This window comes from Pseudomonas sp. yb_2 (assembly GCF_043103905.1).
In the GTDB taxonomy this organism is placed as follows: Bacteria; Pseudomonadota; Gammaproteobacteria; order Pseudomonadales; family Pseudomonadaceae; genus Aquipseudomonas; species Aquipseudomonas alloputida.
The window spans coordinates 164860-188743 of record NZ_JBICKH010000076.1 but is presented as its reverse complement, the minus strand read 5'-3'; the positions used below and the strand labels follow the sequence as shown (position 1 = coordinate 188743).

Annotated in this window: 21 protein-coding genes; all 21 read left to right on the top strand. The window is 55.0% G+C overall.

The window, feature by feature from the left end:
• The first annotated feature begins 147 nt into the window (after positions 1–147).
• The 21 genes from serC to ACF8FB_RS20830 all read left to right on the top strand — a co-directional run bounded on the left by serC (position 148) and on the right by ACF8FB_RS20830 (position 23824).
• Complete coding sequence (serC, locus tag ACF8FB_RS20930) at positions 148–1233, top strand: 3-phosphoserine/phosphohydroxythreonine transaminase (RefSeq protein WP_010952806.1); 1086 nt, start codon at positions 148–150, stop codon at positions 1231–1233.
• Between the two features lies 1 nt (position 1234).
• On the top strand, positions 1235–2329 hold the full coding sequence (pheA, locus tag ACF8FB_RS20925; RefSeq protein WP_003252669.1) for a prephenate dehydratase: 1095 nt from the start codon (positions 1235–1237) through the stop codon (positions 2327–2329).
• Between the two features lie 197 nt (positions 2330–2526).
• Entirely contained in the window at positions 2527–4734 is a 2208-nt protein-coding gene (locus tag ACF8FB_RS20920; RefSeq protein ID WP_392511880.1) for a bifunctional prephenate dehydrogenase/3-phosphoshikimate 1-carboxyvinyltransferase, read from the top strand.
• 5 nt (positions 4735–4739) lie between these two features.
• Positions 4740–5417, top strand: a complete 678-nt coding sequence (cmk, locus tag ACF8FB_RS20915; RefSeq protein ID WP_003252672.1) for a (d)CMP kinase — start codon at positions 4740–4742, stop codon at positions 5415–5417.
• Positions 5418–5541: 124 nt separating this feature from the next.
• Positions 5542–7218: a 30S ribosomal protein S1 gene (gene rpsA, locus ACF8FB_RS20910; RefSeq protein WP_003252673.1), complete on the top strand. Its 1677-nt coding sequence runs from the start codon at positions 5542–5544 to the stop codon at positions 7216–7218.
• 73 nt (positions 7219–7291) lie between these two features.
• The gene (locus tag ACF8FB_RS20905) at positions 7292–7429 is read left to right on the top strand and encodes a hypothetical protein (RefSeq protein ID WP_392511858.1); all 138 of its coding nucleotides are present in this window, start codon (positions 7292–7294) and stop codon (positions 7427–7429) included.
• Between the two features lie 87 nt (positions 7430–7516).
• Positions 7517–7819, top strand: a complete 303-nt coding sequence (gene ihfB, locus ACF8FB_RS20900) for an integration host factor subunit beta (RefSeq protein WP_010952810.1) — start codon at positions 7517–7519, stop codon at positions 7817–7819.
• Between the two features lie 19 nt (positions 7820–7838).
• Positions 7839–8102 carry a lipopolysaccharide assembly protein LapA domain-containing protein gene (locus ACF8FB_RS20895; protein ID WP_003260859.1) on the top strand — a complete coding sequence of 88 codons (264 nt, stop codon included), beginning with the start codon at positions 7839–7841 and terminating at the stop codon, positions 8100–8102.
• Between the two features lie 102 nt (positions 8103–8204).
• The gene (locus ACF8FB_RS20890; protein WP_392511857.1) at positions 8205–9638 is read left to right on the top strand and encodes an MBL fold metallo-hydrolase RNA specificity domain-containing protein; all 1434 of its coding nucleotides are present in this window, start codon (positions 8205–8207) and stop codon (positions 9636–9638) included.
• A gap of 246 nt (positions 9639–9884) precedes the next feature.
• Positions 9885–10937, top strand: a complete 1053-nt coding sequence (locus ACF8FB_RS20885; RefSeq protein ID WP_392511855.1) for a Wzz/FepE/Etk N-terminal domain-containing protein — start codon at positions 9885–9887, stop codon at positions 10935–10937.
• Between the two features lie 112 nt (positions 10938–11049).
• On the top strand, positions 11050–12267 hold the full coding sequence (locus ACF8FB_RS20880) for a glycosyltransferase family 2 protein (RefSeq protein ID WP_392511853.1): 1218 nt from the start codon (positions 11050–11052) through the stop codon (positions 12265–12267).
• Between the two features lie 10 nt (positions 12268–12277).
• Complete coding sequence (locus ACF8FB_RS20875) at positions 12278–13762, top strand: oligosaccharide flippase family protein (protein ID WP_392511851.1); 1485 nt, start codon at positions 12278–12280, stop codon at positions 13760–13762.
• Between the two features lie 38 nt (positions 13763–13800).
• Positions 13801–14658, top strand: coding sequence for a dTDP-4-dehydrorhamnose reductase family protein (locus ACF8FB_RS20870; RefSeq protein WP_392511849.1), 858 nt, complete (start codon positions 13801–13803; stop codon positions 14656–14658).
• An 18-nt stretch (positions 14659–14676) separates the two neighbouring features.
• The gene (locus ACF8FB_RS20865) at positions 14677–15690 is read left to right on the top strand and encodes a polysaccharide biosynthesis protein (RefSeq protein WP_392511847.1); all 1014 of its coding nucleotides are present in this window, start codon (positions 14677–14679) and stop codon (positions 15688–15690) included.
• 61 nt (positions 15691–15751) lie between these two features.
• Positions 15752–16543, top strand: a complete 792-nt coding sequence (locus tag ACF8FB_RS20860; protein WP_350298708.1) for a glycosyltransferase family 2 protein — start codon at positions 15752–15754, stop codon at positions 16541–16543.
• The gene (locus ACF8FB_RS20855) at positions 16543–17595 is read left to right on the top strand and encodes an EpsG family protein (protein WP_350298709.1); all 1053 of its coding nucleotides are present in this window, start codon (positions 16543–16545) and stop codon (positions 17593–17595) included. The genes ACF8FB_RS20860 and ACF8FB_RS20855 overlap by 1 nt, the downstream gene beginning before the upstream one ends.
• 34 nt (positions 17596–17629) lie before the next feature.
• Positions 17630–18580: an NAD-dependent epimerase/dehydratase family protein gene (locus ACF8FB_RS20850; protein ID WP_350298710.1), complete on the top strand. Its 951-nt coding sequence runs from the start codon at positions 17630–17632 to the stop codon at positions 18578–18580.
• Between the two features lie 65 nt (positions 18581–18645).
• Positions 18646–19803: a glycosyltransferase family 4 protein gene (locus tag ACF8FB_RS20845; protein ID WP_350298711.1), complete on the top strand. Its 1158-nt coding sequence runs from the start codon at positions 18646–18648 to the stop codon at positions 19801–19803.
• A complete protein-coding gene (locus tag ACF8FB_RS20840) occupies positions 19800–20789 on the top strand; it encodes an SDR family oxidoreductase (RefSeq protein WP_064492627.1) in 990 nt (329 codons plus the stop codon). The genes ACF8FB_RS20845 and ACF8FB_RS20840 overlap by 4 nt, the downstream gene beginning before the upstream one ends.
• On the top strand, positions 20786–21799 hold the full coding sequence (locus tag ACF8FB_RS20835; RefSeq protein ID WP_350298713.1) for a glycosyltransferase family 4 protein: 1014 nt from the start codon (positions 20786–20788) through the stop codon (positions 21797–21799). Before ACF8FB_RS20840 ends, ACF8FB_RS20835 begins: the two co-directional genes overlap by 4 nt.
• Positions 21800–21805: 6 nt before the next feature.
• A complete protein-coding gene (locus ACF8FB_RS20830; RefSeq protein WP_350298714.1) occupies positions 21806–23824 on the top strand; it encodes a nucleoside-diphosphate sugar epimerase/dehydratase in 2019 nt (672 codons plus the stop codon).
• The last annotated feature ends 60 nt before the right edge of the window (positions 23825–23884 follow it).

The window sequence follows — 23884 nt, the reverse complement described above, 5'->3', positions numbered from 1 at the left end:
GTAAGCGTAAACCCGAGCGGGGCGACCAAGGTCGCCCCGTTTGACTGTGTAGGAGCGGGCTTGCCCGCGATGCAGGCGCCACCGATCCTGCATGGAATGTGGCCACCGAATTACGATTTTGTTCTATTTGGCAGAGCGAGAGTGGATGTGAGCAAACGAGCCTTTAACTTCTGCGCAGGCCCTGCCGCGCTTCCTGACGCTGTCCTGCAGCGCGCACAGGCCGAGATGCTGGACTGGCGTGGCAAGGGGTTGTCGGTGATGGAAATGAGCCATCGCAGCGACGATTACGTGGCCATCGCCGAAAAGGCCGAGCAAGACCTGCGTGACCTGCTGTCCGTCCCCTCCAACTACAAGGTGCTGTTCCTGCAAGGCGGCGCCAGCCAGCAGTTCGCTGAAATCCCGCTGAACCTGCTGCCGGAAAACGGCACGGCCGACTACATCGAAACCGGCATCTGGTCGAAAAAGGCCATCGAGGAAGCGCGCCGTTTCGGCAACGTCAACGTCGCCGCCACTGCCAAGCCTTACGACTACCTGGCCATCCCCGGTCAGAACGAGTGGAACCTGACCAAAAACGCAGCCTACGTGCACTATGCGTCCAACGAGACCATCGGTGGCCTGCAGTTTGACTGGGTGCCGCAAACTGGTGACGTGCCGCTGGTGGTCGATATGTCGTCCGACATCCTCTCGCGCCCGATCGATGTGTCGCAGTTCGGCCTGATCTACGCCGGCGCGCAGAAGAATATCGGCCCAAGCGGCCTGGTGGTGGTGATCGTGCGCGAAGACCTGTTGGGTCATGCCCGCAGCAGCTGCCCGACCATGCTCGACTACAAGGTTTCGGCTGACAACGGCTCGATGTACAACACCCCGGCCACCTACTCCTGGTACCTCTCGGGCCTGGTCTTCGAGTGGCTGAAAGAGCAGGGCGGTGTCGAGGCCATGGAGCAGCGCAACCGTGCCAAGAAAGACCGCCTTTACGGCTTCATCGATCGCAGCGAGTTCTACACCAACCCGATCAGCGTCAACGCCCGTTCGTGGATGAACGTGCCGTTCCGCCTGGCTGACGAGCGCCTGGACAAGGCCTTCCTCGCTGGCGCCGACGCGCGTGGCCTGCTCAACCTCAAGGGCCACCGTTCGGTTGGCGGCATGCGCGCCTCCATCTACAACGCCCTGGGCCTGGAAGCGGTAGAAGCGCTGGTAGGCTACATGGCTGAATTCGAGAAGGAGCATGGCTGACATGTCCGAACAGGAGCTCAAGGCGCTGCGCGTACGCATCGACAGCCTCGACGAGAAAATCCTCGAGCTGATCAGCGACCGCGCCCGCTGCGCCGAAGAAGTGGCCCGGGTCAAGACTGCCTCGCTGAAAGAAGGCGAGAAGCCGGTGTTCTACCGTCCCGAGCGTGAAGCTGCGGTGCTCAAGCGCGTGATGGAACGCAACAAGGGCCCGCTGGGCAACGAAGAGATGGCGCGGCTGTTCCGCGAAATCATGTCGTCGTGCCTGGCCCTGGAAGAGCCGCTGAAAATCGCCTACCTCGGCCCTGAAGGCACCTTCACCCAGGCGGCCGCCATGAAGCACTTTGGCCACGCGGTGATCAGTCGGCCGATGGCGGCCATCGACGAAGTGTTCCGTGAAGTGGCGGCCGGTGCCGTCAACTTCGGTGTGGTGCCGGTGGAAAACTCCACTGAAGGTGCGGTCAGCCACACCCTGGACAGCTTCCTCGAGCATGACATGGTGATTTGCGGTGAGGTCGAGCTGCGTATCCACCACCACCTGCTGGTGGGCGAGAACACCAAGACCGACAGCATCACCCGCATCTACTCCCACGCCCAGTCGCTGGCCCAGTGCCGAAAGTGGCTGGACGCTCACTACCCGAACGTGGAGCGCGTGGCCGTATCGAGCAATGCCGAAGCGGCCAAGCGGGTCAAGGGTGAGTGGAACTCGGCGGCGATCGCTGGCGATATGGCGGCCAACCTGTACGGCCTGACCCGTCTGGCCGAGAAGATCGAAGACCGCCCGGACAACTCCACGCGCTTCCTGATGATCGGTAACCAGGAAGTACCGCCGACCGGCGACGACAAGACCTCGATCATCGTTTCGATGAGCAACAAGCCAGGTGCCTTGCATGAGTTGCTGGTGCCGTTCTATCAAAACGGCATCGACCTGACCCGCATCGAGACCCGCCCGTCGCGCAGCGGCAAGTGGACCTACGTGTTCTTCATCGACTTCGTCGGCCACCACCGCGACCCGCTGATCAAGGCGGTGCTCGAGCAGATCAGCCAGGAGGCTGTGGCGCTGAAGGTGCTGGGCTCTTATCCGAAGGCGGTGCTTTGATTCAGGGGCCTTGGGGCTGCCTTGCAGCCCTTCGCGGGCATGCCCGCTCCCACAGTGAGCATGTGATGCCGATCTCTGTGGGAGCGGGCTAGCCCGCGAAGGGCCGCGCCGCGGCCCCAATGGCCCTCACAGGCTACCTAGATTTCTGAACAGGGTTCGCACCAGTGGTAAATGCAGCAAAAACCAAACCCGCGCCCATCATCGACCGCCTGGTCGTGGTCGGTCTAGGCCTGATCGGCGGCTCGTTCGCCAAGGGCCTGCGTGAAAGCGGCCTGTGCCGCGAAGTGGTCGGTGTCGACCTGGACGCCCCCTCGCGCAAGCAGGCCGTGGCCCTGGGCGTGGTCGACCGCTGCGAAGAAGACCTTGCCGCCGCTTGTGTGGGCGCCGATGTCATCCAGCTGGCCGTACCGATCCTGGCCATGGAAAAAGTCCTCGCGCGCCTGGCCCTGCTCGACCTGGGTGATGCAATCATCACCGACGTCGGCAGCGCCAAGGGCAACGTCGTGCGGGAAGCGCGTGCCGTCTTCGGTGATCGCCTGCCGCGCTTCGTCCCGGGCCACCCCATTGCCGGTTCCGAGCAGAGCGGGGTAGAAGCCTCCAATGCCACCTTGTTCCGCCGGCACAAGGTCATCCTCACGCCGCTGGCCGAAACCGACCCCGCCGCACTGGCCCTGGTTGACCGCCTGTGGCGTGCGCTGGACGCCGATGTGGAGCACATGTCGGTCGAGCGCCATGACGAAGTACTGGCTGCCACCAGCCATCTGCCACACCTGCTGGCCTTTGGCCTGGTCGACTCACTGGCCAAACGCAATGAAAACCTCGAGATCTTCCGGTACGCTGCGGGTGGGTTCCGCGATTTCACAAGAATCGCCGGCAGCGATCCGACCATGTGGCATGACATCTTCCTCGCCAACCGCGACGCTGTCCTGCGCACGCTTGATACATTTCGCAGCGATCTCGACGCCCTGCGCGACGCGATCGCTGAAGGGGATGGGCACCAGCTGCTGGGTGTATTCACCCGCGCACGGGTTGCCCGCGAGCATTTCAGTAAAATCCTGGCCCGCCGGGCCTATGTGGACGCTATGAACGCCAACGATCTGATTTTCCAGGCCCAACCGGGTGGCCGCCTGAACGGGCGGATCCGTGTACCGGGCGACAAGTCGATTTCCCATCGCTCGATCATGCTCGGCTCGCTGGCCGAAGGTACTACCGAGGTCGAAGGCTTCCTCGAAGGCGAAGATGCGCTGGCGACCCTGCAGGCATTCCGTGACATGGGTGTGGTCATCGAAGGCCCCAACCACGGTCGTGTGACCATTCACGGCGTGGGCCTGCATGGCCTGAAGCCGCCACCAGGGCCGCTGTACGTAGGTAACTCCGGTACTTCGATGCGCCTGCTGTCGGGCCTGTTGGCCGGTCAGCCGTTCGATGTCACCATGACCGGCGACGCCTCGCTGTCCAAGCGCCCGATGAACCGTGTGGCCAACCCGCTGCGCGAAATGGGTGCTGTGGTCGAGACCGGCCCGGACGGCCGCCCGCCGCTGACCATCCGCGGTGGCCACAAGCTCAAAGGCTTGACCTACACGCTGCCGATGGCTAGCGCCCAGGTCAAATCCTGCCTGCTGCTGGCCGGCCTGTACGCCGAAGGCAAGACCACTGTCACCGAGCCTGCGCCTACCCGTGACCACACAGAGCGCATGTTGCGCGGTTTTGGCTATTCGGTCGACAGCAATGGCCCGGTGGCCTCGCTGCAGTCCGGTGGCAAGCTGACCGCTACGCGGATCGAAGTGCCGGCTGACATTTCCTCGGCAGCGTTCTTCCTGGTCGCAGCCTCTATCGCTGAAGGCTCCGAGCTGGTGCTGGAGCATGTCGGTATCAACCCGACCCGTACTGGCGTGATCGACATCCTGCGCCTGATGGGCGGCGACATCACCCTGGAAAACCAGCGTGAAGTGGGTGGCGAACCCGTGGCCGACCTGCGTGTGCGCGGTGCCAAACTGAAGGGTATCGACATTCCTGAAGCGTTGGTGCCGCTGGCCATCGACGAATTCCCGGTCTTGTTCGTGGCCGCTGCCTGCGCTGAAGGGCGTACCGTGCTGCGTGGCGCCGAAGAGCTGCGGGTGAAGGAGTCCGATCGCATCCAGGTGATGGCCGATGGCCTCACCACCTTGGGCATCAAGTGCGAGCCGACCCCGGACGGCATCATCATCGACGGCGGCCAGATGGGCGGCGGCGAAGTGCATGGGCATGGTGACCACCGCATCGCCATGGCCTTCAGTGTGGCTTCGCTGCGCGCCAGTGCGCCGATTCGCATTCATGACTGTGCCAACGTCGCCACCTCGTTCCCCAACTTCCTGGCGCTGTGCGCCGAAGTGGGGATTCGTGTGGCAGAAGAGGGCAAGTCGTGAATTCAATGGCACCGGTTATCACCATCGACGGGCCAAGCGGCTCGGGCAAGGGCACGGTCGCCGGGCTGATTGCCCGCGAGCTGGGCTGGAAGCTGCTGGACTCCGGCGCGCTGTATCGCTTGCTGGCATTCAATGCCAGCAACCACGGCGTCGACCTGACCAACGAAGAGCTGCTGACCAAGCTTGCCGCCCATCTGGATGTGCAGTTCATCGCTGCCGAGCCCGGTAAGCTACAACAGATCATCCTTGAGGGTGAGGACGTCAGCAACGTCATCCGTACCGAAACCGTCGGTGCCGGTGCATCGATGGTGGCCTCGCTGCCGGCAGTGCGTGATGCGCTGCTGGTTCGTCAGCGTGAGTTCCGCGAAGTGCCGGGGCTGATTGCTGATGGTCGCGACATGGGTACCGTGGTGTTCCCGGATGCGCCATTGAAGGTCTTCCTCACCGCCAGCGCGGAGGAGCGCGCACGTCGCCGCTACCTGCAGTTGAAGGGCAAGGGTGAAGATGTTAGTCTGTCGAGTCTGCTGGATGAGATTCGTGCGCGTGATGAGCGCGACACCCAACGTGCAGTGGCCCCGCTGAAACCAGCGGCCGATGCCATTCAGTTGGACTCTACCGAGTTATCCATCGAGCAGGTGTTGCAACGTATCAGAAGCGAGATCGCCCAGCGCGACCTTATCTGATAGCCAGGAAAGCAGGCAGGGGCACCAGTCAACGTCCTGCCGGCTTTCCTTTACTTAAAACGAACCCACATTGTCTGGAATGTGGTTATGGGCGTCTGTTTCGCCCGAATCTACAGGAATTAAAATGAGCGAAAGCTTTGCAGAACTCTTTGAAGAAAGCCTGAAAACCCTCAATCTTCAGCCGGGTGCGATCATCACCGGTATCGTTGTCGACATCGACGGCGACTGGGTTACCGTACACGCTGGCCTGAAGTCCGAGGGCGTCATCCCGCTCGAGCAGTTCTACAACGAAGCTGGCGAGCTGACCATCAAGGTCGGTGACGAAGTTCACGTTGCGCTGGACGCGGTCGAAGACGGCTTTGGCGAAACCAAGCTGTCCCGTGAAAAAGCCAAGCGCGCCGAGTGCTGGATTGTTCTGGAAGCAGCTTTCGCCGCCGAAGAAGTGGTCAAGGGCGTTATCAACGGTAAGGTTAAGGGCGGCTTCACTGTCGACGTTAACGGCATCCGTGCGTTCCTGCCGGGCTCCCTGGTTGATGTCCGCCCAGTGCGCGACACCACCCACCTGGAAGGCAAAGAGCTGGAATTCAAGGTCATCAAGCTGGACCAGAAGCGCAACAACGTTGTCGTTTCCCGTCGCAGCGTGCTGGAAGCCGAGAACAGCGCCGAGCGCGAAGCCCTGCTGGAAACCCTGCAGGAAGGCCAGCAAGTCAAAGGTATCGTCAAGAACCTCACCGACTACGGCGCATTCGTGGACCTGGGCGGTATCGACGGCCTGCTGCACATCACCGACATGGCCTGGAAGCGCATCAAGCACCCATCGGAAATCGTTAACGTTGGCGACGAAGTCGACGTACGCGTTCTGAAGTTCGACCGTGAGCGCAATCGCGTTTCGCTGGGTCTGAAGCAGATGGGCGAAGATCCGTGGGTAGCTATCACTGCCCGTTACCCAGAAGGTACTCGCGTACAGGCTCGCGTTACCAACCTGACCGACTACGGCTGCTTCGCTGAGCTGGAAGAAGGCGTTGAAGGTCTGGTACACGTTTCCGAAATGGACTGGACCAACAAGAACATCCACCCGTCGAAAGTCGTTCAGGTTGGCGACGAAGTGGAAGTCATGGTTCTGGACATCGACGAAGAGCGTCGTCGTATCTCCCTGGGCATCAAGCAGTGCAAGTCCAACCCATGGGAAGACTTCTCCGGCCAGTTCAACAAGGGTGACAAGATCACCGGTACCATCAAGTCGATCACCGACTTCGGTATCTTCATTGGTCTGGACGGCGGCATCGACGGTCTGGTTCACCTGTCCGACATCTCCTGGAACGAAACCGGCGAAGAAGCCGTGCGTCGTTTCAAGAAGGGCGATGAGCTGGAAACCGTCATCCTGTCGGTTGACCCAGAGCGCGAGCGCATCTCCCTGGGCATCAAGCAGCTGGAAGACGATCCGTTCTCCAACTTCGTTGCTGTCAATGACAAGGGCGCTATCGTCAAGGGCATCGTGAAAGAAGTTGACGCCAAAGGCGCCATCGTCACCCTGGCCGACGACATCGAAGCCACTCTGAAAGCTTCCGAAATCAGCCGTGACCGCGTTGAAGACGCGCGTAACGTTCTGAAGGAAGGCGAAGAGATCGAAGCCAAGATCATCAGCGTTGACCGCAAGTCCCGCGTTATCAGCCTGTCGATCAAATCGAAAGACGACGCTGAAGAGCGCGAAGCTATCCAGAGCCTGAAAAACGCTCCGGAAGCTGCTGCCGACACCACCATGGCTGCGCTGCTGCGCGAAGCAATGGCCAAGCAGAACTGAGTTCTGTTTGATCGGTAAAAAGGGCGACCCTCGGGTCGCCCTTTTTTTGCTCCGCGACCAGGTGGCGCGGCGGATGGCACTGCTGGAACACGCCAGCTTCAGGCTGGCGAAGCCCGTTGTAGGAGCGGGCTTGCCCGCGAATCAGGCGGCGCTGGCCTGCCTGAGTGGTAGACCATTCTTGAATTACTTCAATCTTGAATTTTTTTATTAAGTCAAGATCCACCCTGTTCAAATCCTTCCCAGCGTGCTACAAACTGGTTAAGCAATGATCTAGCTGCTTGATAACGAAGGGAAAAATATGACGAAGTCGGAGCTGATCGAACGTATTGTCACCCATCAGGGGCTGCTCTCGTCCAAGGATGTTGAGCTGGCCATCAAGACCATGCTTGAGCAGATGTCGCAATGCCTGGCTACCGGCGATCGCATCGAGATCCGCGGTTTTGGCAGCTTCTCGCTGCACTATCGCGCCCCTCGCGTCGGCCGTAACCCGAAGACCGGCCAGTCGGTCAGCCTCGAAGGCAAGTTCGTGCCGCACTTCAAGCCCGGCAAAGAGTTGCGTGACCGGGTCAATGAAGACGAGCATGAAGAGGCCCACACCTGATTCCACAAGGAGCAATCTGATGCGTAACCTCAAGCGCGCCCTGGCGGCGGTGTTCGTGCTGCTATTGGCGGCTGTGGTGCTGTTCTTCGTGCTGGAGAACCAGCAAACCGTGTCATTGGTCCTGTTCGGTTGGGCTGCACCCGCCATGCCGGTTGCTGTCCTGGTGTTGGCTGCCTTGGTCATTGGTCTGGCAGTCGGGCCGTTGCTGGGGGCCTACGGCGTGCAGCGCAGTAAGCGCAAGATCAGGGCTTCTGCTCGTCAGGCGGCATTGAACGGCAACTAAGGAGATTTCCTACACCCACTAAAGAAAGGTTCACCTATGCATGCGTCGGTCGTCATGGAGTAATAGTCCACTTCATTTTCGGTCCAGGCGAGTGTACGCAGCATGGAATATCCCAGCCTTTCCCATCACGGTGGTACCCGGGGTGTCACCGGGTCCTGTCACCAGCTGCACCTCGGCCCATCCACCAGTTTGCTGGTCGACTGCGGGCTGGAACAGGGAAGTGATGCGCCGCCCGGTGCAGAATCCGCCCCCCTCGGTTTTGACATCCAGGGTATTCAGGCCCTGGTCATCACCCATGTCCATCTCGACCATGTTGGGCGCATCCCTGCGCTGCTGGCAGCGGGTTACCGTGGCCCTATCCTGTGCAGCGAGCCTTCGGCACGGCTGCTGCCGCTGGTGCTGGAAGACGCCTACAAGCTGAGCATCAGCAGCGAGCCTGCGCAGGTGGCGCGCTATCTCGATTTCATCCGTGACCTTATCGTGCCGCTGCCCTTCGAGCAGTGGCACACGGTGGTTGAGTACCCTGGTCTTGCCTGTCGTATTCGCCTGCAGCGTGCAGGGCATCTGCTGGGTTCCGCTTATGTCGAGTGCGATATGCAGCATGAGCAAACCAACAGCCGGTATGTGTTTTCTGGCGATCTGGGCGCTTGTGGCAACCCGCTGCTGCGCCCGGTGCAGCCCCCGGAGCGTGCTGACGTGCTGGTGCTGGAAAGCACCTACGGCGACCGCCTACACCCGCAGGCAGACGACCGCCGTCAGCGGTTGGAAGACGCCATCGACCGAGCCCTGGCCGACAAGGGTACCCTCCTGATTCCTGCATTCAGTCTTGGTCGCACGCAGGAGCTGTTGTACGAGCTGGAAGACATTCTGCACCGCAAAGCCCTGCTGAACACTACCGGCCCGGCTCCGGACGGTGAGCCAATCGACTGGTCACAGTTGCCCATCATCCTCGATTCGCCCTTGGCTCAGCGCATCACCCGCGTGTACCGGGAGCTGCACGAATACTGGAATGCAGAAGCCAGGGCGCGTGTTGCAGCAGGGCGCGATCCACTCGGCTTCAGCCAACTGATCAGTGTGGACACCCATACCCGCCACCAGCAGGTGGTCAATTACCTCAAGAGCACCGGGCGACCGGCGATCGTGATTGCCGGCAATGGCATGTGTTCGGGTGGGCGCATCGTCAATTACCTCAAGGCCATGCTGGGGGATTCGCGGCATGAGGTGATGTTTGTGGGGTACCAGGCTAAGGGGACGCCGGGGGCGGTGATACAGGCGAGTGAGGGGGCGGAGGGTTTTGTGCAGATCGACCTGGATGGGCATATGTACGACGTGCGGGCTAAGGTCATGACGTTGTCGGGGTACTCGGGGCATGCGGACCAAAAAGGGTTAGTGAGCTTCGCAACACGAGGCCCTAGCTCGGCAGTGAATATCCTCTTAGTGCACGGTGATCCTAATGCAAAAGCTGCGTTGAGCCAGGCCTTGATGACCGCAAGCTTAGCGTTCAAGCACAGGGTAGAGGTGAGCATTCCTCGATAACGACCTGACAGTCTGAACAGGCCTTGGTGGAACCAGGGAACTACTTTTACGGTCATTGTCTCTCAGGTCACATGTGTGGGGCAGCATTTTTTCCAAGCTTCCTTCGGCCAGGTCCAGGATCAAGCAGAGGCTATTTGCCGCTGCGCTCGATTTTAGTTACCGTAGGAGCGGCCGCTATAGAATTCAGCGCTGCTTGGTATACCAGTAGTCTGTTCAGCTTTTCGGAATCAAGGAAAAATAAAAGAAATGCGCAATGACCTCGAGCGCTTCAAGCAAGAGCGTGAATTTGATATTTTCGATTTGACTGAGGGGGTATGGCGGCAGCGTTGGTTGGTGCTGGTGGTTACTGCAGTGGTGGTCGCGGTCTTCGCTATTTACGCGATTGCAGTGACGCCCGTTTATCAAGCCAAGCTGAATCTTCAGCCTCCGTTAGATAGCGATATCAATCAGCTGAATGTCGGGCGGTCGGATGGCAAAGGGCTTCTTGTGCCAATAACGGCAAAGTTTGTGAATGATGTATATTTGCGAAACTTGCAGTCAAATGTTTTACGTCAAATGTTTTACAAGCGTGTCTATTTGGCGAGTCTTGTTGAAAATGTTGACGGTGAATCGCAAGCAGGGCTTTATGCAAAGTTTAATGCTCAGTTTTTGGTTGGTATCAATCAGTCAGAGCAATATGCAACAGTAACAGTGTTGGCGGAGGATCCTAAACAAGCCGCTGATTGGGCTGTGCGCTATGCGGAGATGGCGGGTGAGCAATCAAAAAAAGAGTTGATGGAAAGGGTGGCGTCTGACTTTAAAGTAGAAGCTGATAACATTCAGCAATCTATAGATTCTGCGCGGGCGAAAGCCAAGCTTGAGCGGGATGACCGCATTGCCCAACTGACAGAAGCCTTGAAAATATCAAAGTCAATTGGTTTGGAAAAACCGCCAATTATTGAAAATAATCTTTCGTCTGAAGTTTCTGCAGGTATGAATGGGTCGCTAATGTACATGCGAGGGAGCAAGGCCCTGGAGTCGGAAATTCAGAATCTCAAGACACGCTCATCTGATGATCCATTCGTCAAAAACCTCCGCGAGCGTGAAGAGCGAGTGGCCGTCTATCGATCTTTGAAGGTTAGTCCTGATCAATTTTCGGTGTATCGTCAGGATGGTGTCGTCGAGATACCAGAGAGGCCGATTAAACCAAGGAAGGCATTGCTGGTGGCTGTCGGGATGTTTGCGGGCTTGTTTCTAGGGATTTTTATTGCTCTTGTTCGTGAGGCTTGGCGTTTCCGTCAAGCGCGTTTGCGCACGTAGCCAGTAGCCGATTGGCCGGTGCAGTAAGTTATCGTATTCCATAAAGTCAAGCGTCATGGAATGACTCACCAGACTGAAGCAATGATCAAATTTTTTAAGGGTTCGATTGAAAATGAGTGAGCGATATCTAGTCTCAGTGGTAGTGCCAACCCATAACCGCTCAAAGTATGCGATCCCTTGCGTGAAAAGCCTGCTGGAAATTAAAAGCGACCGGCTGCAGATCGTTGTGCATGACACCAGCAATGATGACTGTGCTCTCGCGGCTTGGGCGGTCGCTCAGACAGATTCGCGTTTGGTGTACGTACATTGGAAAAATCGTCTTTCCATGACTGAGAATCATGAGCGTGCGATTGAGCTGGCAGAAGGCGAATACGTATGTCTGATCGGGGACGACGACACAGTCTCCGCGAGAATCATCGAAGCAGCCGAGTTCGCGAAATCTGAGGCGATCGAAATGCTGACGCCACAGGTAAAAGCGTTTTACTACTGGCCTGACTTTCGAACCAGGTTCTATGGCGCCGCGCATGCCGGGCGCATTTACTTGGACGATTTTTCCGGTGGATGCACGCAGTATGACGTGAAAACACGTTTGGATATTGCACTGCATGAGGCTTGTCAGGGAACTGATGCGTTACCCAAGCTTTATCACGGATTGGTCAAACGCTGCCTTCTGGATGAGCTTCGGCAGCGTAGCGGCAAGATCTTCTATGGAACTAGCCCGGACATGTCAGCATCCATCTCGCTATCTCTGATAGGTAAAACATACTCACTCATAGACTTTCCCTTTACCATGCCGGGCGGTGGTGGAGGCAGCAATAGCGGGCGCAGTGCTATGGGGAAGCACAAGGGAGATCTTAAAAGCGATCCACACATGAAGCCGTTCACCGATCTACGTTGGCCGCCTGAGTTGCCTATGTTTTTCAGTGTGGAGACTGTCTGGGCCCACGCTGCTTGGGCCACCCTTGATGGCTTAGGTGATAAAAACCGTCAAGCCCAGTTTAATCTGGCTCGGCTTTATGCTTTATGTCTTTTCCATCATCGGGATTATGCAAAGGAGGTGCTCTCGGCGCGGCGTGCTGCTAAGCAAGGCGGATGCACCGAAGTCGGTACTGCCCGGATCGTTTCGGAACTGTTCTCTGTCGCCTGCAAGTATGCGCTTGCCAGGTTTAAACGCGTTTTGAAGCCCAAGGCTAGTAATGGTCGAGAAGTAGTAGCTGTGGTTGAAGACGTGTATCTCGCCCGGCAGGCCTTGGATCAGCGACTGCCTTTGAGCTTGTCAGGCTCTGCACAAAGCGGGTCATCGTCAGCAAGCGCTCAGGGTAGTGAGTGATTGTGCAGCCATGAAGATACCTAACCTATCATCGCTATTGCTTGCCAGTTTTTCTGGAAAATTGATCTATGCGTTGGCGAGCTTGGCTTCCCTGCCTGTGGCAGCACATGTATTGGGGGCCGAAGCGGTGGGGTTGGTCGGTTTCTTCACCACGCTTCTGATGGTACTGATGGTGCTCGAGGGAGGGCTTACCAGTAGTGTAATACAGCGCTTGGCGAGTATCAGAGGCTCACGATTAATCGGGCGCTCACATCGTCCCATTTTCGCGCTCATCAATACCTATTTGCTGGTGTTCACCTTAATGGGATTGGTGGCGGCGTTAGTGATTGTGATGGCTTCACCCATGCTTGTGTCAAGTTGGCTGAAGCTCACCGTGATTGCTGAGCAGCAAGCACTATATTGTTTGTATTGTATGGCTATATTTATTGGATTGAATCTCCCGGTGATGTTGTTGCAGGGAGTATTTGTCGGCCATGAGCTACAGCAGTCGTTAAATAAGATTTATATTCCGTACTCCATAATGCGGACGCTGGGCGTGCTTCTGGTTGTTAGCGAGGTTTCGCGTCTTGATAGTGTGGTTGGCTATTTTATAGTTCAGGTAGTGGTGCAATTTGTTTATGTCGTTTCCTTGCTCTTGGTGTTGAAAAAGCACGGAGTTCTCGGGCGAGCCAGGGTCCACTTTAAATATCTGAAGCACGGAATTGCTTTTAGTCGAGGGGTTTTTCTCATCTCACTGACCTCGCTGATAACGGTGCAATACGATAAGGTATTCATGAGTGGTAAGCTTGGCTTGGAAGAGTATGCCTATTACAGTCTGGCGAGCACGGTCGCTGGATTTCCCTACATATTCTCGACAGCTTTTAATGCTGTTTTGTTTCCGAGATTTTCAAGTAACTTGCGGCTTGGTCAGTTTGACGTAATAGAAAAAATATTTCGTGCTGCACTGGTTTTGTTCTCCCTTGTCATGACAATTATGTGTAGCGCGGTATTTTGGTTTGCTCAGCCCGTTCTACTTATGCTGTTTGAGCCGTTCCTTGCAAACGGAATGGCGATCGTGTTGCCGTGGTTATTGGTTGGTACGGCATTACAATCTCTATTAATTATTCCCTTTGCGCTGCAGTTAGCGGCCAGTTGGACTTCACTGTCTTTTCGCTTGAATTTGGTGGCAGTGCCCGTCATGCTGTTGGCGTTACCCACTCTGGTGGCTCACTTTGGAGCGGTCGGCGGAGGGTACACTTGGGTGCTTTACAATTTGTTTTCACTTGCATGTACTGCATATTTCACATGCCGTCGCTTTCCTTGGTTAAAGAGCGCATATAGGACCTGTCTGATAGCGGTGCTTTTCACTACCGCACTGGCGAACGGAATTTTTTTCCTATGTTCAATTTGGTTAAGCAGCGGTTTGGCTGTCTTGGTCGTGACGTGTCTTTCTTCGGCAGCGTTGTGCGCAGTAGGCTTGGTAGTTTTTCGACGGCATCTTGCTGGACTCAGATGACGTGACCGTATACGCTTTCCTGATCAGGGAGAATGACAATGAAAATCATGGTGCTCGGTGCGTCCGGGATGTTAGGTAGCGCGGTATTCAGGCATCTGGCGTCTGATCCACGCTACGACGTGTGTGGTACCGTCCGTAGTGCGGGAGTGTTACGATTTTTCTCACCGGCTGAGCAGGTGCGCATTCAGGTGGGTATCGATGTGCTTAACCAGGATGAGATTTTAGCACTGTTTAATCAGCACCGTCCTGACGTAATAATCAATTGCACCGGTTTAATAAAGCAACTGGCAACTGCAAACGATCCGCTTGCTGTACTGCCGATCAATTCTTTGCTACCCCACCGGTTGCAAAAAATAGCCAGTTTGATTGGCGCTCGTCTAGTTCATATTAGTACGGATTGCGTGTACGCCGGAACTCGAGGGATGTACATTGAGTCAGACCCGTCTGATGCAGAGGACCTTTATGGTAAGTCGAAGTATATTGGGGAGGTCACTGATGCGACCAATGCAATTACACTTAGGACTTCCATTATTGGTCATGAGCTGAGCAGTAGCAAATCACTCATTGACTGGTTCTTGTCGCAAACAGGTCCTGTGAAGGGTTATCAGCGAGCGATTTTTTCAGGTTTGCCCACCGTTGAATTAGGCCGGATCATCGGCAATCTCGTCTTGCCTAATGCTGAATTAAGCGGCCTTTATCATGTGTCAGCTGATGCTATTGATAAGTATTCGCTGTTAAGAAAGGTCGCGAGGATTTATGGTAAGGCTATCACTATTACAGCCGATGATGAGGTAGTCATTGACCGGTCTCTCGATTCGACACGTTTCCGAGAAGCTGTCGGATATGTGCCTCCCTGTTGGGATGATTTGATATCTAGCATGCGCGACTTTAAATAGAGTTATCAGGGCAAATATATGTTCAAAAATAAAGTATTGATGATTACCGGTGGCACTGGATCGTTCGGTAATACAGTGCTAAAGCGCTTTCTGGATACTGATGTTAAAGAAATAAGAATATTCAGTCGCGATGAAAAAAAACAAGAAGACATGCGTATCGCCTTGGGTAATGACAAGGTAAAGTTTTATATTGGCGACGTTCGGGATTACGGCAGCCTTATACAGGCCATGATGGGCGTGGATTATATATTTCACGCAGCAGCACTAAAGCAAGTTCCATCGTGTGAGTTTTTTCCAATGGAGGCCGTGAAAACCAATGTCATGGGGACTGAAAATGTTCTCAATGCGGCGGTTGAGTGTAAAGTCAAGCGCGTCGTTGTTTTGAGTACGGATAAAGCGGTTTATCCCATAAATGCGATGGGTATTTCCAAGGCTCTTGCTGAAAAGTTGGTAATCGCGAAATCTCGGATGATTCCCGATACTTCACCCACTGTTATATGTGCCACTCGTTACGGCAATGTCATGGCTTCCCGCGGGTCAGTGATTCCGCTATTTGTGAATCAGCTTAAGAGCGGGCAGGCGTTGACGGTCACAGACCCCAATATGACCCGTTTTCTGATGTCATTAGAGGACTCGGTCGATCTGGTTTTGCACGCGTTTGAACACTCCCAGCAAGGTGATATTTTTGTTCAGAAAGCACCCGCTTCGACAGTGGGAGATTTGGCGGAAGCGCTCAAGCAGCTCTTTGTATCAAGCAGTGAAGTCAAGGTGATTGGTACACGGCACGGCGAAAAGCTCTACGAATCATTGATATCTCGCGAAGAGATGGCTAAAGCTGAGGACATGGGGCGGTACTATCGGATCCCTGCCGACAATCGCGATCTGAACTATGAGAAGTATGCTTCTGATGGCGAGCAGGTGGTCTCTCAGCTTGATGACTACACCTCTCATAATACAACGCTGCTGTCCATCGAAGAAATCAAGGAGACTTTGTTGAGGTTGGAGTATATTCAGCAAGAGTTGAAGGTTTGACTGCGATGTCTCTGTGGTTGCAGTGCATTATCTTTAATGGTGCTGGAAAAGGTGGTTCGCAGTGACAAAGGCTTCTGTCAGTGTAATTGTTCCTTGCTATCGGAGCAAAGCATCAATTTCGCGTGCGGTCGAATCGGTGTTTACGCAAACCCTAAGACCGATCGAAGTAATTTTGGTTGATGACTGTAGCCCAGATGATACGCTTGAACAACTGTATGCCGAGCAGCAAAAATACCCGGCAGGTTGGATAAAAGTGATTAAACTGCCTCGGAATGGTGGGCCAGGGAACGCACGCAATGCAGGCTGGGCACAGGCGAGCGGCAAGTATGTGGCCTTCTTAGACTCTGATGATTGTTGGCATGCTCGAAAAGTAGAACTTCAGTACAACTGGCTTGAGCAGCACCCCGAAGTAACTTTGTTAGGACAAAAATTTGCTTCGGGGATGCAGCGAGAGCCGGCTATAGAGGATGTGAGTTGTACTCAGGTAACAAAGCGACAGCTACTGTTTTCTAATCGCTTTACTACATCGTCGGTAATGCTGCAGCATGGCGTGAAAAGTCGATTTAAACAAGGGAAGCGCTACTGTGAGGATTATCAGCTCTGGTCTGATATCCTTTTTAAGGGTGGTGTGTGTTGCAATATGGATTTTCCGTTGGTCAAGACCTTTAAGCCTGTTTATGGGGATTCTGGTTTGAGCGGGCAGTTATGGTCTATGGAGTTGGGTGAATTAGGTGTTCATGGCGCACTGTTGCGGGAAAAGAGAATTGGAATCCTGCCATTTTTGTTGGCCGTGTCGTGGTCGATGCTGAAGTTTGCCCGGCGTGTCGTAAACTCATATGTGCGAAGACGTTAATGATCTATATCTTCGGCTGGGCAATGATGCTGTTGGCGCTAGTTGCTTCTGAAATTACCAAGAACAGGAGCCGCATTCCTGTGGCTTTGGTGATTTTGTTTGTTGCGATAGTGGCTGTATTGCGCGGTGCTGTTGGTACGGATACTAACACCTATGAGTGGTTGTTGGGTTTGTCTACCTTGGATCCTTTGGCGGGAGGGATTGAGCCTGCCTTTACTTTCCTGGGCTGGATTTTCATGGGCGTTACAGGCTCTTCTGTTGGCGCAGTGAGATTATTTGGTCTTTTGCTATTTATTGTTCTTTTTTATTATTTGTTACGTTCCAATGGAAATGAGCGATTTTTTTTGTTGTCCTGTTTCTTGCCTTCCTTTATTTATCAATACAGCATGAACACATTGCGGTTAGGTTTGGCCAGTGTATTTTTGCTTTTAGCATTCCAATATGCTCGACGGATTCGTTACTCAAGACGAGTAGGTTTTTCGTTGATCGCTTTGGGGTTTCATTACTCCTCGATTTTTAACGTCGCCTATCTGATGATGTTGCGCGTCCCGTGGGCGCGCTGGAGCAGTGCGATCGCCGTCCTTGGTTTTGCAGTGTGCGTGGCGTTACTGCTGATCCTTAAAAGTGATTACTTCCTGATGAAGCTCAGTGCTTACAGTTCAGTTTCATCGCCTGGAAAGTTTTCTGGCATGAGTAAGGTGGTGGTCATTGCAGTCATGCTCATGGCGGTTGCGGCTTCGCGCATGCCGCGCAGCGACAAAATGAAATTAGTGATTCTTACTACTGTTTTGACAATCGCATTTTTTGTGTTAGCAAGCATTAGTTATGCTGGGTTGCGATTTCTCGATTTGTTGTCGTTCTCGCTGCCGTTAGCTGTTCTGGTGGCGTATAACGATAATGAGCGCTCCTTGGACTGGGCGATAAAAATAGGGCTATCGGCAGTTGGGGTCTTGTCAATGGTGGCTAGTTATAGGAACTATCTCCAGGAAATGGGGCAGGGTCCTAGCCCTTTTTTGCCTTATCATTTACTGGATGCACTCGGCGGCCTGTAAGTTGGTGTCGCAAGGTTGTGATAGGAGCGGGAACTTGAAAATCCTAGTATTGGGCGCAAATGGCTTCATTGGGGGGCGCTTGATGACGGTCCTCGCCGAGCAAGCGCACTCGATTCGAATGTTGACCCGTAAGCCCGGGAAAGCATCCAGTGAAAAACTGGAAGTGCTAGTGGGTGATCTCACGAGTGATACGCTGGACGTTGAACGTCTTGTAGATGGCTGTGATGTGATCATCAATTGTGCGGGTGAAATCAAGAATGAGCAATTAATGCCCGCTTTGCATGTCAGCGCGGTGAAGCGCCTACTCGATGCTCTTGGCCGCAGGGGCCGGGGAGCGCCTCACGTTCGCTGGGTGCAATTGAGCAGTGTTGGCGCGTATGGTCCAGCGGCGGGCAAAAGACGAGTGGTCACCGAGCAGTCCGCACCTAATCCTCAAGGAATGTACGAGATTACCAAGACCGATGCGGACAAGCTGATCATGTCTCATGCTGCATTGCAGGGAGACTCGGGTGACTGGGTAATACTTCGACCGTCCAATGTGTTTGCTTGTGACATGCCCAATGGTTCCATTCGTCAGTTGGCCAGGATCATTTGTAAAAAGATGTTCTTCTACGTTGGGCGCGAAGAAGCGATTGCCACTTACATTCATGCGAATGACGTTGCAGCAGCCCTTGCCTGTTGTTCGAGTGAGCCACGTGCAGCGAGGCAAATCTACAACTTATCCAATGATTGCAGGCTGAGGGACGTGGTCGAGGCACTTGCAGATTGTCAAGGTGTTCAAGCGCCGCAATGGTGGTTGCCGGAGTGGCTAGTCAGAGTGGCTGTTTGGCTTGCTGGGAACATGATGCGTTTGCCGTTAACACAAAGTCGAGTAGATGCCCTAGTAAATAAAACTTCTTATCCTGCGGATAAAATACGCAACGATTTGAATTTTACGCCTAAATACAGCGTCCCCTTGCATATATGTGAAGTGATCCAAAAATAATGGAATTATGAATTGAAGGCTATTGGGTAATTTTATCTGTGACTGGCGCATTGGAATCTAACAGTATGTCAATTAAGGGTTTGCGGGTAGCACGGATTTCTACTGTCCCGTTTTTTGTGGTTACGCAGCTTAGCGCTCAATTGCGAGCGCTAAATGAAGCGGGAGCAGAGGTCGACGTGATCGCCAGTAACGACGACATGAGTGGAGTGCTTCAGTCAAGGAAGGATCTGAATTTTATACCTGTCGAGATAGCCCGTGAAATCAGCCCGCTGAAGGATTTGCGGAGCCTGATAAAGCTTATCATCTTGTTCAGGAAGCAGGGTTATGACATCGTTCACTCCACGACGCCTAAAGCAGGACTGCTAGCGGCTATTGCTGGGCGGATCGCAGGTGTCAAGATACGTTTGCACACCTTCACAGGCCAGCCTTGGGTAACCATGAAAGGGTTCAAAAAGCACCTGCTAAAATTTTGCGACGCGCTAATCGCCAGATTAAATACCCACAACTTCGCCGACAGTGTCAGTCAGCGAGAGTTTCTCGTTCAAGAAGGTGTGATTCCACAAGAGAAAGTGTCAGTGATTGGCTTCGGTTCACTGGCGGGTGTTGATATGGAGCGATTTGACTGTCAGCGTTTTTCACCGGAGGTGATTGCGCAGACCAGAAACGAACTCGAAATTCCTCAGGATGCCAAAGTTCTTCTCTTTGTTGGGAGGGTCACTCCTGAAAAGGGTATAGGTGAACTCATGGAGGCTTTCACCACGCTGAGGGCACTGCATGCTGACCTTTTTCTCGTGCTGGTCGGGCCTTATGAGGCTGAAGGGCGAGAGGTTGTCGAGTCTCATTTTGCAGCGGGGACCGCTTATGTAAAGGTGCTGGGCCTACAGGAAGCGCCTGAAAAATTTATGGCAGCGGCCGATTTGCTCTGTTTGCCAAGCTACCGGGAAGGGTTCGGTACGGTAGTGATCGAAGCGGCAGCGATGGGCCTTCCAACAGTTGGAACGGATATCTATGGCCTCAATGATGCTGTCGTCAATGGCGAAACCGGGCTATTGGTGCCTGTCCGTAACCCCGGGGCTTTATCCGATGCGATTGATGCTCTACTGTCGCACCCCCAGCGGCTGATTAGCATGTCCACAAAGGCAAGAGAGCGCGCGAGAAGGGACTTCGATTCTAGGCACTGCTCAGCGCTTTTAATCCAACAGTATGAAGGATTTTACAAGTGAGTCATTCAGCAGAGCTGTCAGCCGGTGAGCGCATTCTGGTGACGGGATCCACCGGTTTTGTGGGGCGCGCGCTGTTGAACGGGCTTATAGAGGCGGGGCGTTTTGATGTAGTCGCACAGTACCGTGAGAGGCCTGAAGCGATCAGCACTCTGGTAGACGCGGTATGTGTGCCTTCTATCAACGGCGAGACTGATTGGAAGGCTGCGCTGGAAAAGATTGATGTAGTCGTACATTGCGCGGCGCGTGTTCACGTAATGACTGAAACTACGAACGATCCCTTGGCTGCTTTTCGTCGCGTGAATGTTGATGGAACGCTTGCACTCGCCCGCCAGGCCGCGAGTGCTGGTGTCCGTCGATTTATCTACTTGAGCTCCATCAAGGTTAATGGTGAGGAAACGAGCGAAGCTCCTTTCAATGCGCAGGACAACTGTTCACCTACTGATCCCTACGGTATATCCAAGTGGGAGGCTGAGCAGGGTTTGCTGGCCTTGGCAGCCGAGAGCGCAATGGATGTCGTGATTGTTCGACCGCCACTGATCTACGGTCCAGGGGTCAAGGCGAATTTCCTTAAGATGGTCAAATGGATGGATCGAGGTATACCGTTGCCTTTGGCGTCAGTGCACAACAGCAGAAGCCTGGTGGGCTTGAGTAACCTTATTTCCTTCCTGATTCATTGCATTGAACACCCAAATGCTGGAAACCAGATATTTCTGGTGTCAGATGGCCAGGATCTGTCGACGCCAGCTCTGTTATCGAAAGTAGCAGGCGCGCTAGGTAAATCGTCCCGTTTGATACCTTTCCCGGTGTCACTTTTGATGGGTCTGGCGGCGTTGGTTGGGAAAAAGGCAGAATTTCGCCGACTGTGTGGCTCGCTGACGATAGACATTGAAAAAAACAGACGGTTGCTCGGTTGGCAGCCGCAGTCTTCGGTATCTGATGAATTGAAGCGAACTGTCAAAGCCTATCGTGAGCAGGAATCCAAATGAGCCTTTGGTTGCTATTACCCATTACCGCAGTTCTTTCATATTTTCTGACCGCCGCCCTTCGTCGCTATGCGCTCTCGGCGAGCATGATAGATGTGCCGAATGCACGCAGTTCCCACACCGTGCCCACGCCTCGTGGTGGTGGCGTTGCTATTGTGTTGTCGTTCCTTTTAGGGTTGGTAGTACTCGGAATCGTGGGAGTTTTGCCTGGCGCTCTGGCAGTAGGGCTTTTCGGGGCAGGTCTGACCGCAGCACTGATAGGGTTTCTTGATGACCATGGTCATGTGCCTGCACGCTGGCGATTGCTCGGGCATTTTTCTGCCGCGGCCTGGGGCTTGTTCTGGATGGCTGGTGCTCCCCCCCTCGAGCTCTTTGGAACGGTTTTAGATCTGGGATGGGTGGGAAATGTTCTTGCGACCGTGTATCTGGTCTGGTTACTCAATTTGAACAATTTCATGGATGGAATTGATGGCTTGGCCAGTGGCCAGGCCGTGACGGCATGCATCGGTGGCGCATTGCTCTGTTGGCTGGGCGGACAGGCATCGCAACTGTGGCTTAGCGGCTTGTTGCTGGCCGCAGTGGCAGGTTTCTGGATCTGGAACTTCCCTCCAGCAAAGATTTTCATGGGCGATGCCGGCAGTGGTTTCCTCGGGATCATGATGGGGCTACTGGCCCTGCAGGCTGCTTGGATTTCGCCTGCTTTTTTCTGGAGTTGGCTAATACTGCTAGGAGTATTCGTTGTTGATGCAACCTGGACCCTGATTCGAAGGCTCCTGCGTGGGGAGAAGGTCCACGAGGCACATCGCAGCCACGGCTATCAGTATGCGGCCAGGCACTACAAAAGCCACAGAGTAGTCACTCTCACTGTGCTGTTGATCAATGTATTCTGGCTGACACCACTCGCGTTACTGGTGGGATCGGGGCTTCTTAACGGAGCTGGCGGTCTACTGATCGCCTATGCGCCGCTATGTGTACTGGCGGCAAAGTTTAACGCCGGACGGCGGGAGGCCTGACTATCTATGAGACCAGGAGGCGATAACAAGATGCGCAGTTGGCTTCTACAGCTTACGCGGCGCCAGAAACGGATGCTGCAATTGTCTACTGATGTGCTGCTGATATGGGTGGCGCTCTGGCTCGCTTTTGTGGTCCGTCTAGGCATTGAAGAGATGGCTAACCCCATAATCGACCATGCGTGGCTGTTCCTCACTGCTCCGTTGGTGTCTATTCCGTTGTTCATTCGCTTCGGTTTGTACCGTGCGGTGATGAGATATTTCGGTAACGACGCCTTGATCGCCATCATCAAGGCCGTGACACTCTCGGCGCTCATTCTCGGCTTCATCATCTACTGGGCTAGCAACCACCAGAATGTTGTGCCACGGTCCATCACCTTCAATTACTGGTGGTTGAGCCTGATCATGATCGGCGGTCTTCGCCTGGCCATGCGGCAGTATTTCTTGGGTGACTGGTTCGCCGCGGCTGTGCAGCACGTACCTTTTGCCAGTAATGGCCGTGGCGATGGCCTGCCGCGGGTGGCCATCTACGGCGCCGGTGGTGCTGGCAATCAGCTTGCTGCCGCCCTGCGGTCTGACAAGGCCCTGCGCCCGGTTGCCTTCATCGACGATGACCCCAGCATCACCGACCGGGTGATTGCCGGCTTGCAGGTCTACCGCCCCGACCAATTACAGGACATGATCGATGCCACGGGAGCGCAGGAAATCCTGCTAGCCATACCGTCCTCTACCCGCACTCGCCGTCGCGAAATCCTTAACTTCCTTGAAGGCTACCCGCTGCACGTGCGCAGTATTCCCAGCTTCCTGGACCTGGCCAGCGGTAAAGTAAAGGTGGACGACATCCAGGAAGTAGATATTGCCGACCTATTGGGTCGCGATGCCGTCCCGGCACAGGCTGACCTGCTGGAGCGCTGCATCGTCGATCAGATCGTACTGGTAACCGGTGCCGGCGGCTCCATCGGCTCGGAACTGTGCCGGCAGATATTGGGCCAGGGGCCAAAAACCCTGCTGTTGTTCGACCACAGTGAATTCAACCTCTACAGCATCCTCTCCGAGCTGGAGCAGCGCGTTGCCCGTGAATCCCTTACGGTCAGCCTGATACCCATCCTGGGCTCGGTGCGCAACCAGTCCCAGCTTCTGGACATCATGCGCACCTGGCACGTCGACACTGTCTATCACGCAGCCGCCTATAAGCACGTGCCGATGGTGGAGCACAACATCACCGAAGGCCTGATGAATAATGTCATCGGCACACTGCACACTGCCCAGGCCGCGTTGCAGGCTGGGGTTGCCAACTTCGTGCTGATTTCCACCGACAAGGCCGTGCGCCCGACCAATGTGATGGGCAGCACCAAACGCCTGGCCGAGATGACCCTGCAGGCGCTGAGCCGCGAAGTGGCGCCGGTGCTGTTTGGCGACAGCAGCAACGTTTCACAGGTGAACAAGACCCGCTTCACCATGGTGCGCTTCGGTAACGTGCTGGGCTCATCGGGGTCGGTGATTCCGCTGTTCCACAAGCAGATCAAGGCGGGCGGCCCGCTCACCGTCACCCACCCCAAGATCACCCGCTACTTCATGACCATTCCCGAGGCCGCGCAGCTGGTAATTCAGGCCGGCTCCATGGGCAAGGGGGGCGATGTGTTCGTGCTGGACATGGGCGAGCCGGTGAAAATTGTGGAACTGGCCGAGAAGATGATTCACCTGTCTGGCTTCAGTGTGCGCTCCGAGCGTAACCCGATGGGTGATATTGCCATCGAGTTCACCGGGTTGCGCCCGGGGGAAAAGCTGTATGAAGAGTTGCTGATTGGCGATAACGTCATTGCGACCCGTCACCCGATGATCATGAGTGCCAACGAAGACTTCCTGCCCTGGGATACGCTCAAGGAGTTCCTGCGGCAGCTGATGGCGGCAGCGGCGGTTGATGACTTTGTGCGGGTACGGCAGTTGCTGCGTGAAACCGTGAGCGGCTATTCGCCGGAAGGCGAGATTGTCGACTGGATTTACCAGCAGCGGCGCCTGGAGCCTTGACCTTGCTTTGCAGGTAATCCTGCTTCCACAGGGCCGCAGCGCGGCCCCTGTATCTCCGCC

What these genes read in the sequence shown, in the direction of transcription:
- pheA (WP_003252669.1), top strand. Translation starts at nt 1,235, where the DNA reads ATGTCCGAACAGGAGCTCAAGGCGCTGCGCGTACGCATCGACAGCCTC.
- cmk (WP_003252672.1), top strand. Translation starts at nt 4,740, where the DNA reads ATGGCACCGGTTATCACCATCGACGGGCCAAGCGGCTCGGGCAAGGGC.
- rpsA (WP_003252673.1), top strand. Translation starts at nt 5,542, where the DNA reads ATGAGCGAAAGCTTTGCAGAACTCTTTGAAGAAAGCCTGAAAACCCTC.
- ACF8FB_RS20905 (WP_392511858.1), top strand. Translation starts at nt 7,292, where the DNA reads ATGGCACTGCTGGAACACGCCAGCTTCAGGCTGGCGAAGCCCGTTGTA.
- ihfB (WP_010952810.1), top strand. Translation starts at nt 7,517, where the DNA reads ATGACGAAGTCGGAGCTGATCGAACGTATTGTCACCCATCAGGGGCTG.
- ACF8FB_RS20895 (WP_003260859.1), top strand. Translation starts at nt 7,839, where the DNA reads ATGCGTAACCTCAAGCGCGCCCTGGCGGCGGTGTTCGTGCTGCTATTG.
- ACF8FB_RS20890 (WP_392511857.1), top strand. Translation starts at nt 8,205, where the DNA reads ATGGAATATCCCAGCCTTTCCCATCACGGTGGTACCCGGGGTGTCACC.
- ACF8FB_RS20885 (WP_392511855.1), top strand. Translation starts at nt 9,885, where the DNA reads ATGCGCAATGACCTCGAGCGCTTCAAGCAAGAGCGTGAATTTGATATT.
- ACF8FB_RS20880 (WP_392511853.1), top strand. Translation starts at nt 11,050, where the DNA reads ATGAGTGAGCGATATCTAGTCTCAGTGGTAGTGCCAACCCATAACCGC.
- ACF8FB_RS20875 (WP_392511851.1), top strand. Translation starts at nt 12,278, where the DNA reads ATGAAGATACCTAACCTATCATCGCTATTGCTTGCCAGTTTTTCTGGA.
- ACF8FB_RS20870 (WP_392511849.1), top strand. Translation starts at nt 13,801, where the DNA reads ATGAAAATCATGGTGCTCGGTGCGTCCGGGATGTTAGGTAGCGCGGTA.
- ACF8FB_RS20865 (WP_392511847.1), top strand. Translation starts at nt 14,677, where the DNA reads ATGTTCAAAAATAAAGTATTGATGATTACCGGTGGCACTGGATCGTTC.
- ACF8FB_RS20855 (WP_350298709.1), top strand. Translation starts at nt 16,543, where the DNA reads ATGATCTATATCTTCGGCTGGGCAATGATGCTGTTGGCGCTAGTTGCT.
- ACF8FB_RS20845 (WP_350298711.1), top strand. Translation starts at nt 18,646, where the DNA reads ATGTCAATTAAGGGTTTGCGGGTAGCACGGATTTCTACTGTCCCGTTT.
- ACF8FB_RS20835 (WP_350298713.1), top strand. Translation starts at nt 20,786, where the DNA reads ATGAGCCTTTGGTTGCTATTACCCATTACCGCAGTTCTTTCATATTTT.
- ACF8FB_RS20830 (WP_350298714.1), top strand. Translation starts at nt 21,806, where the DNA reads ATGAGACCAGGAGGCGATAACAAGATGCGCAGTTGGCTTCTACAGCTT.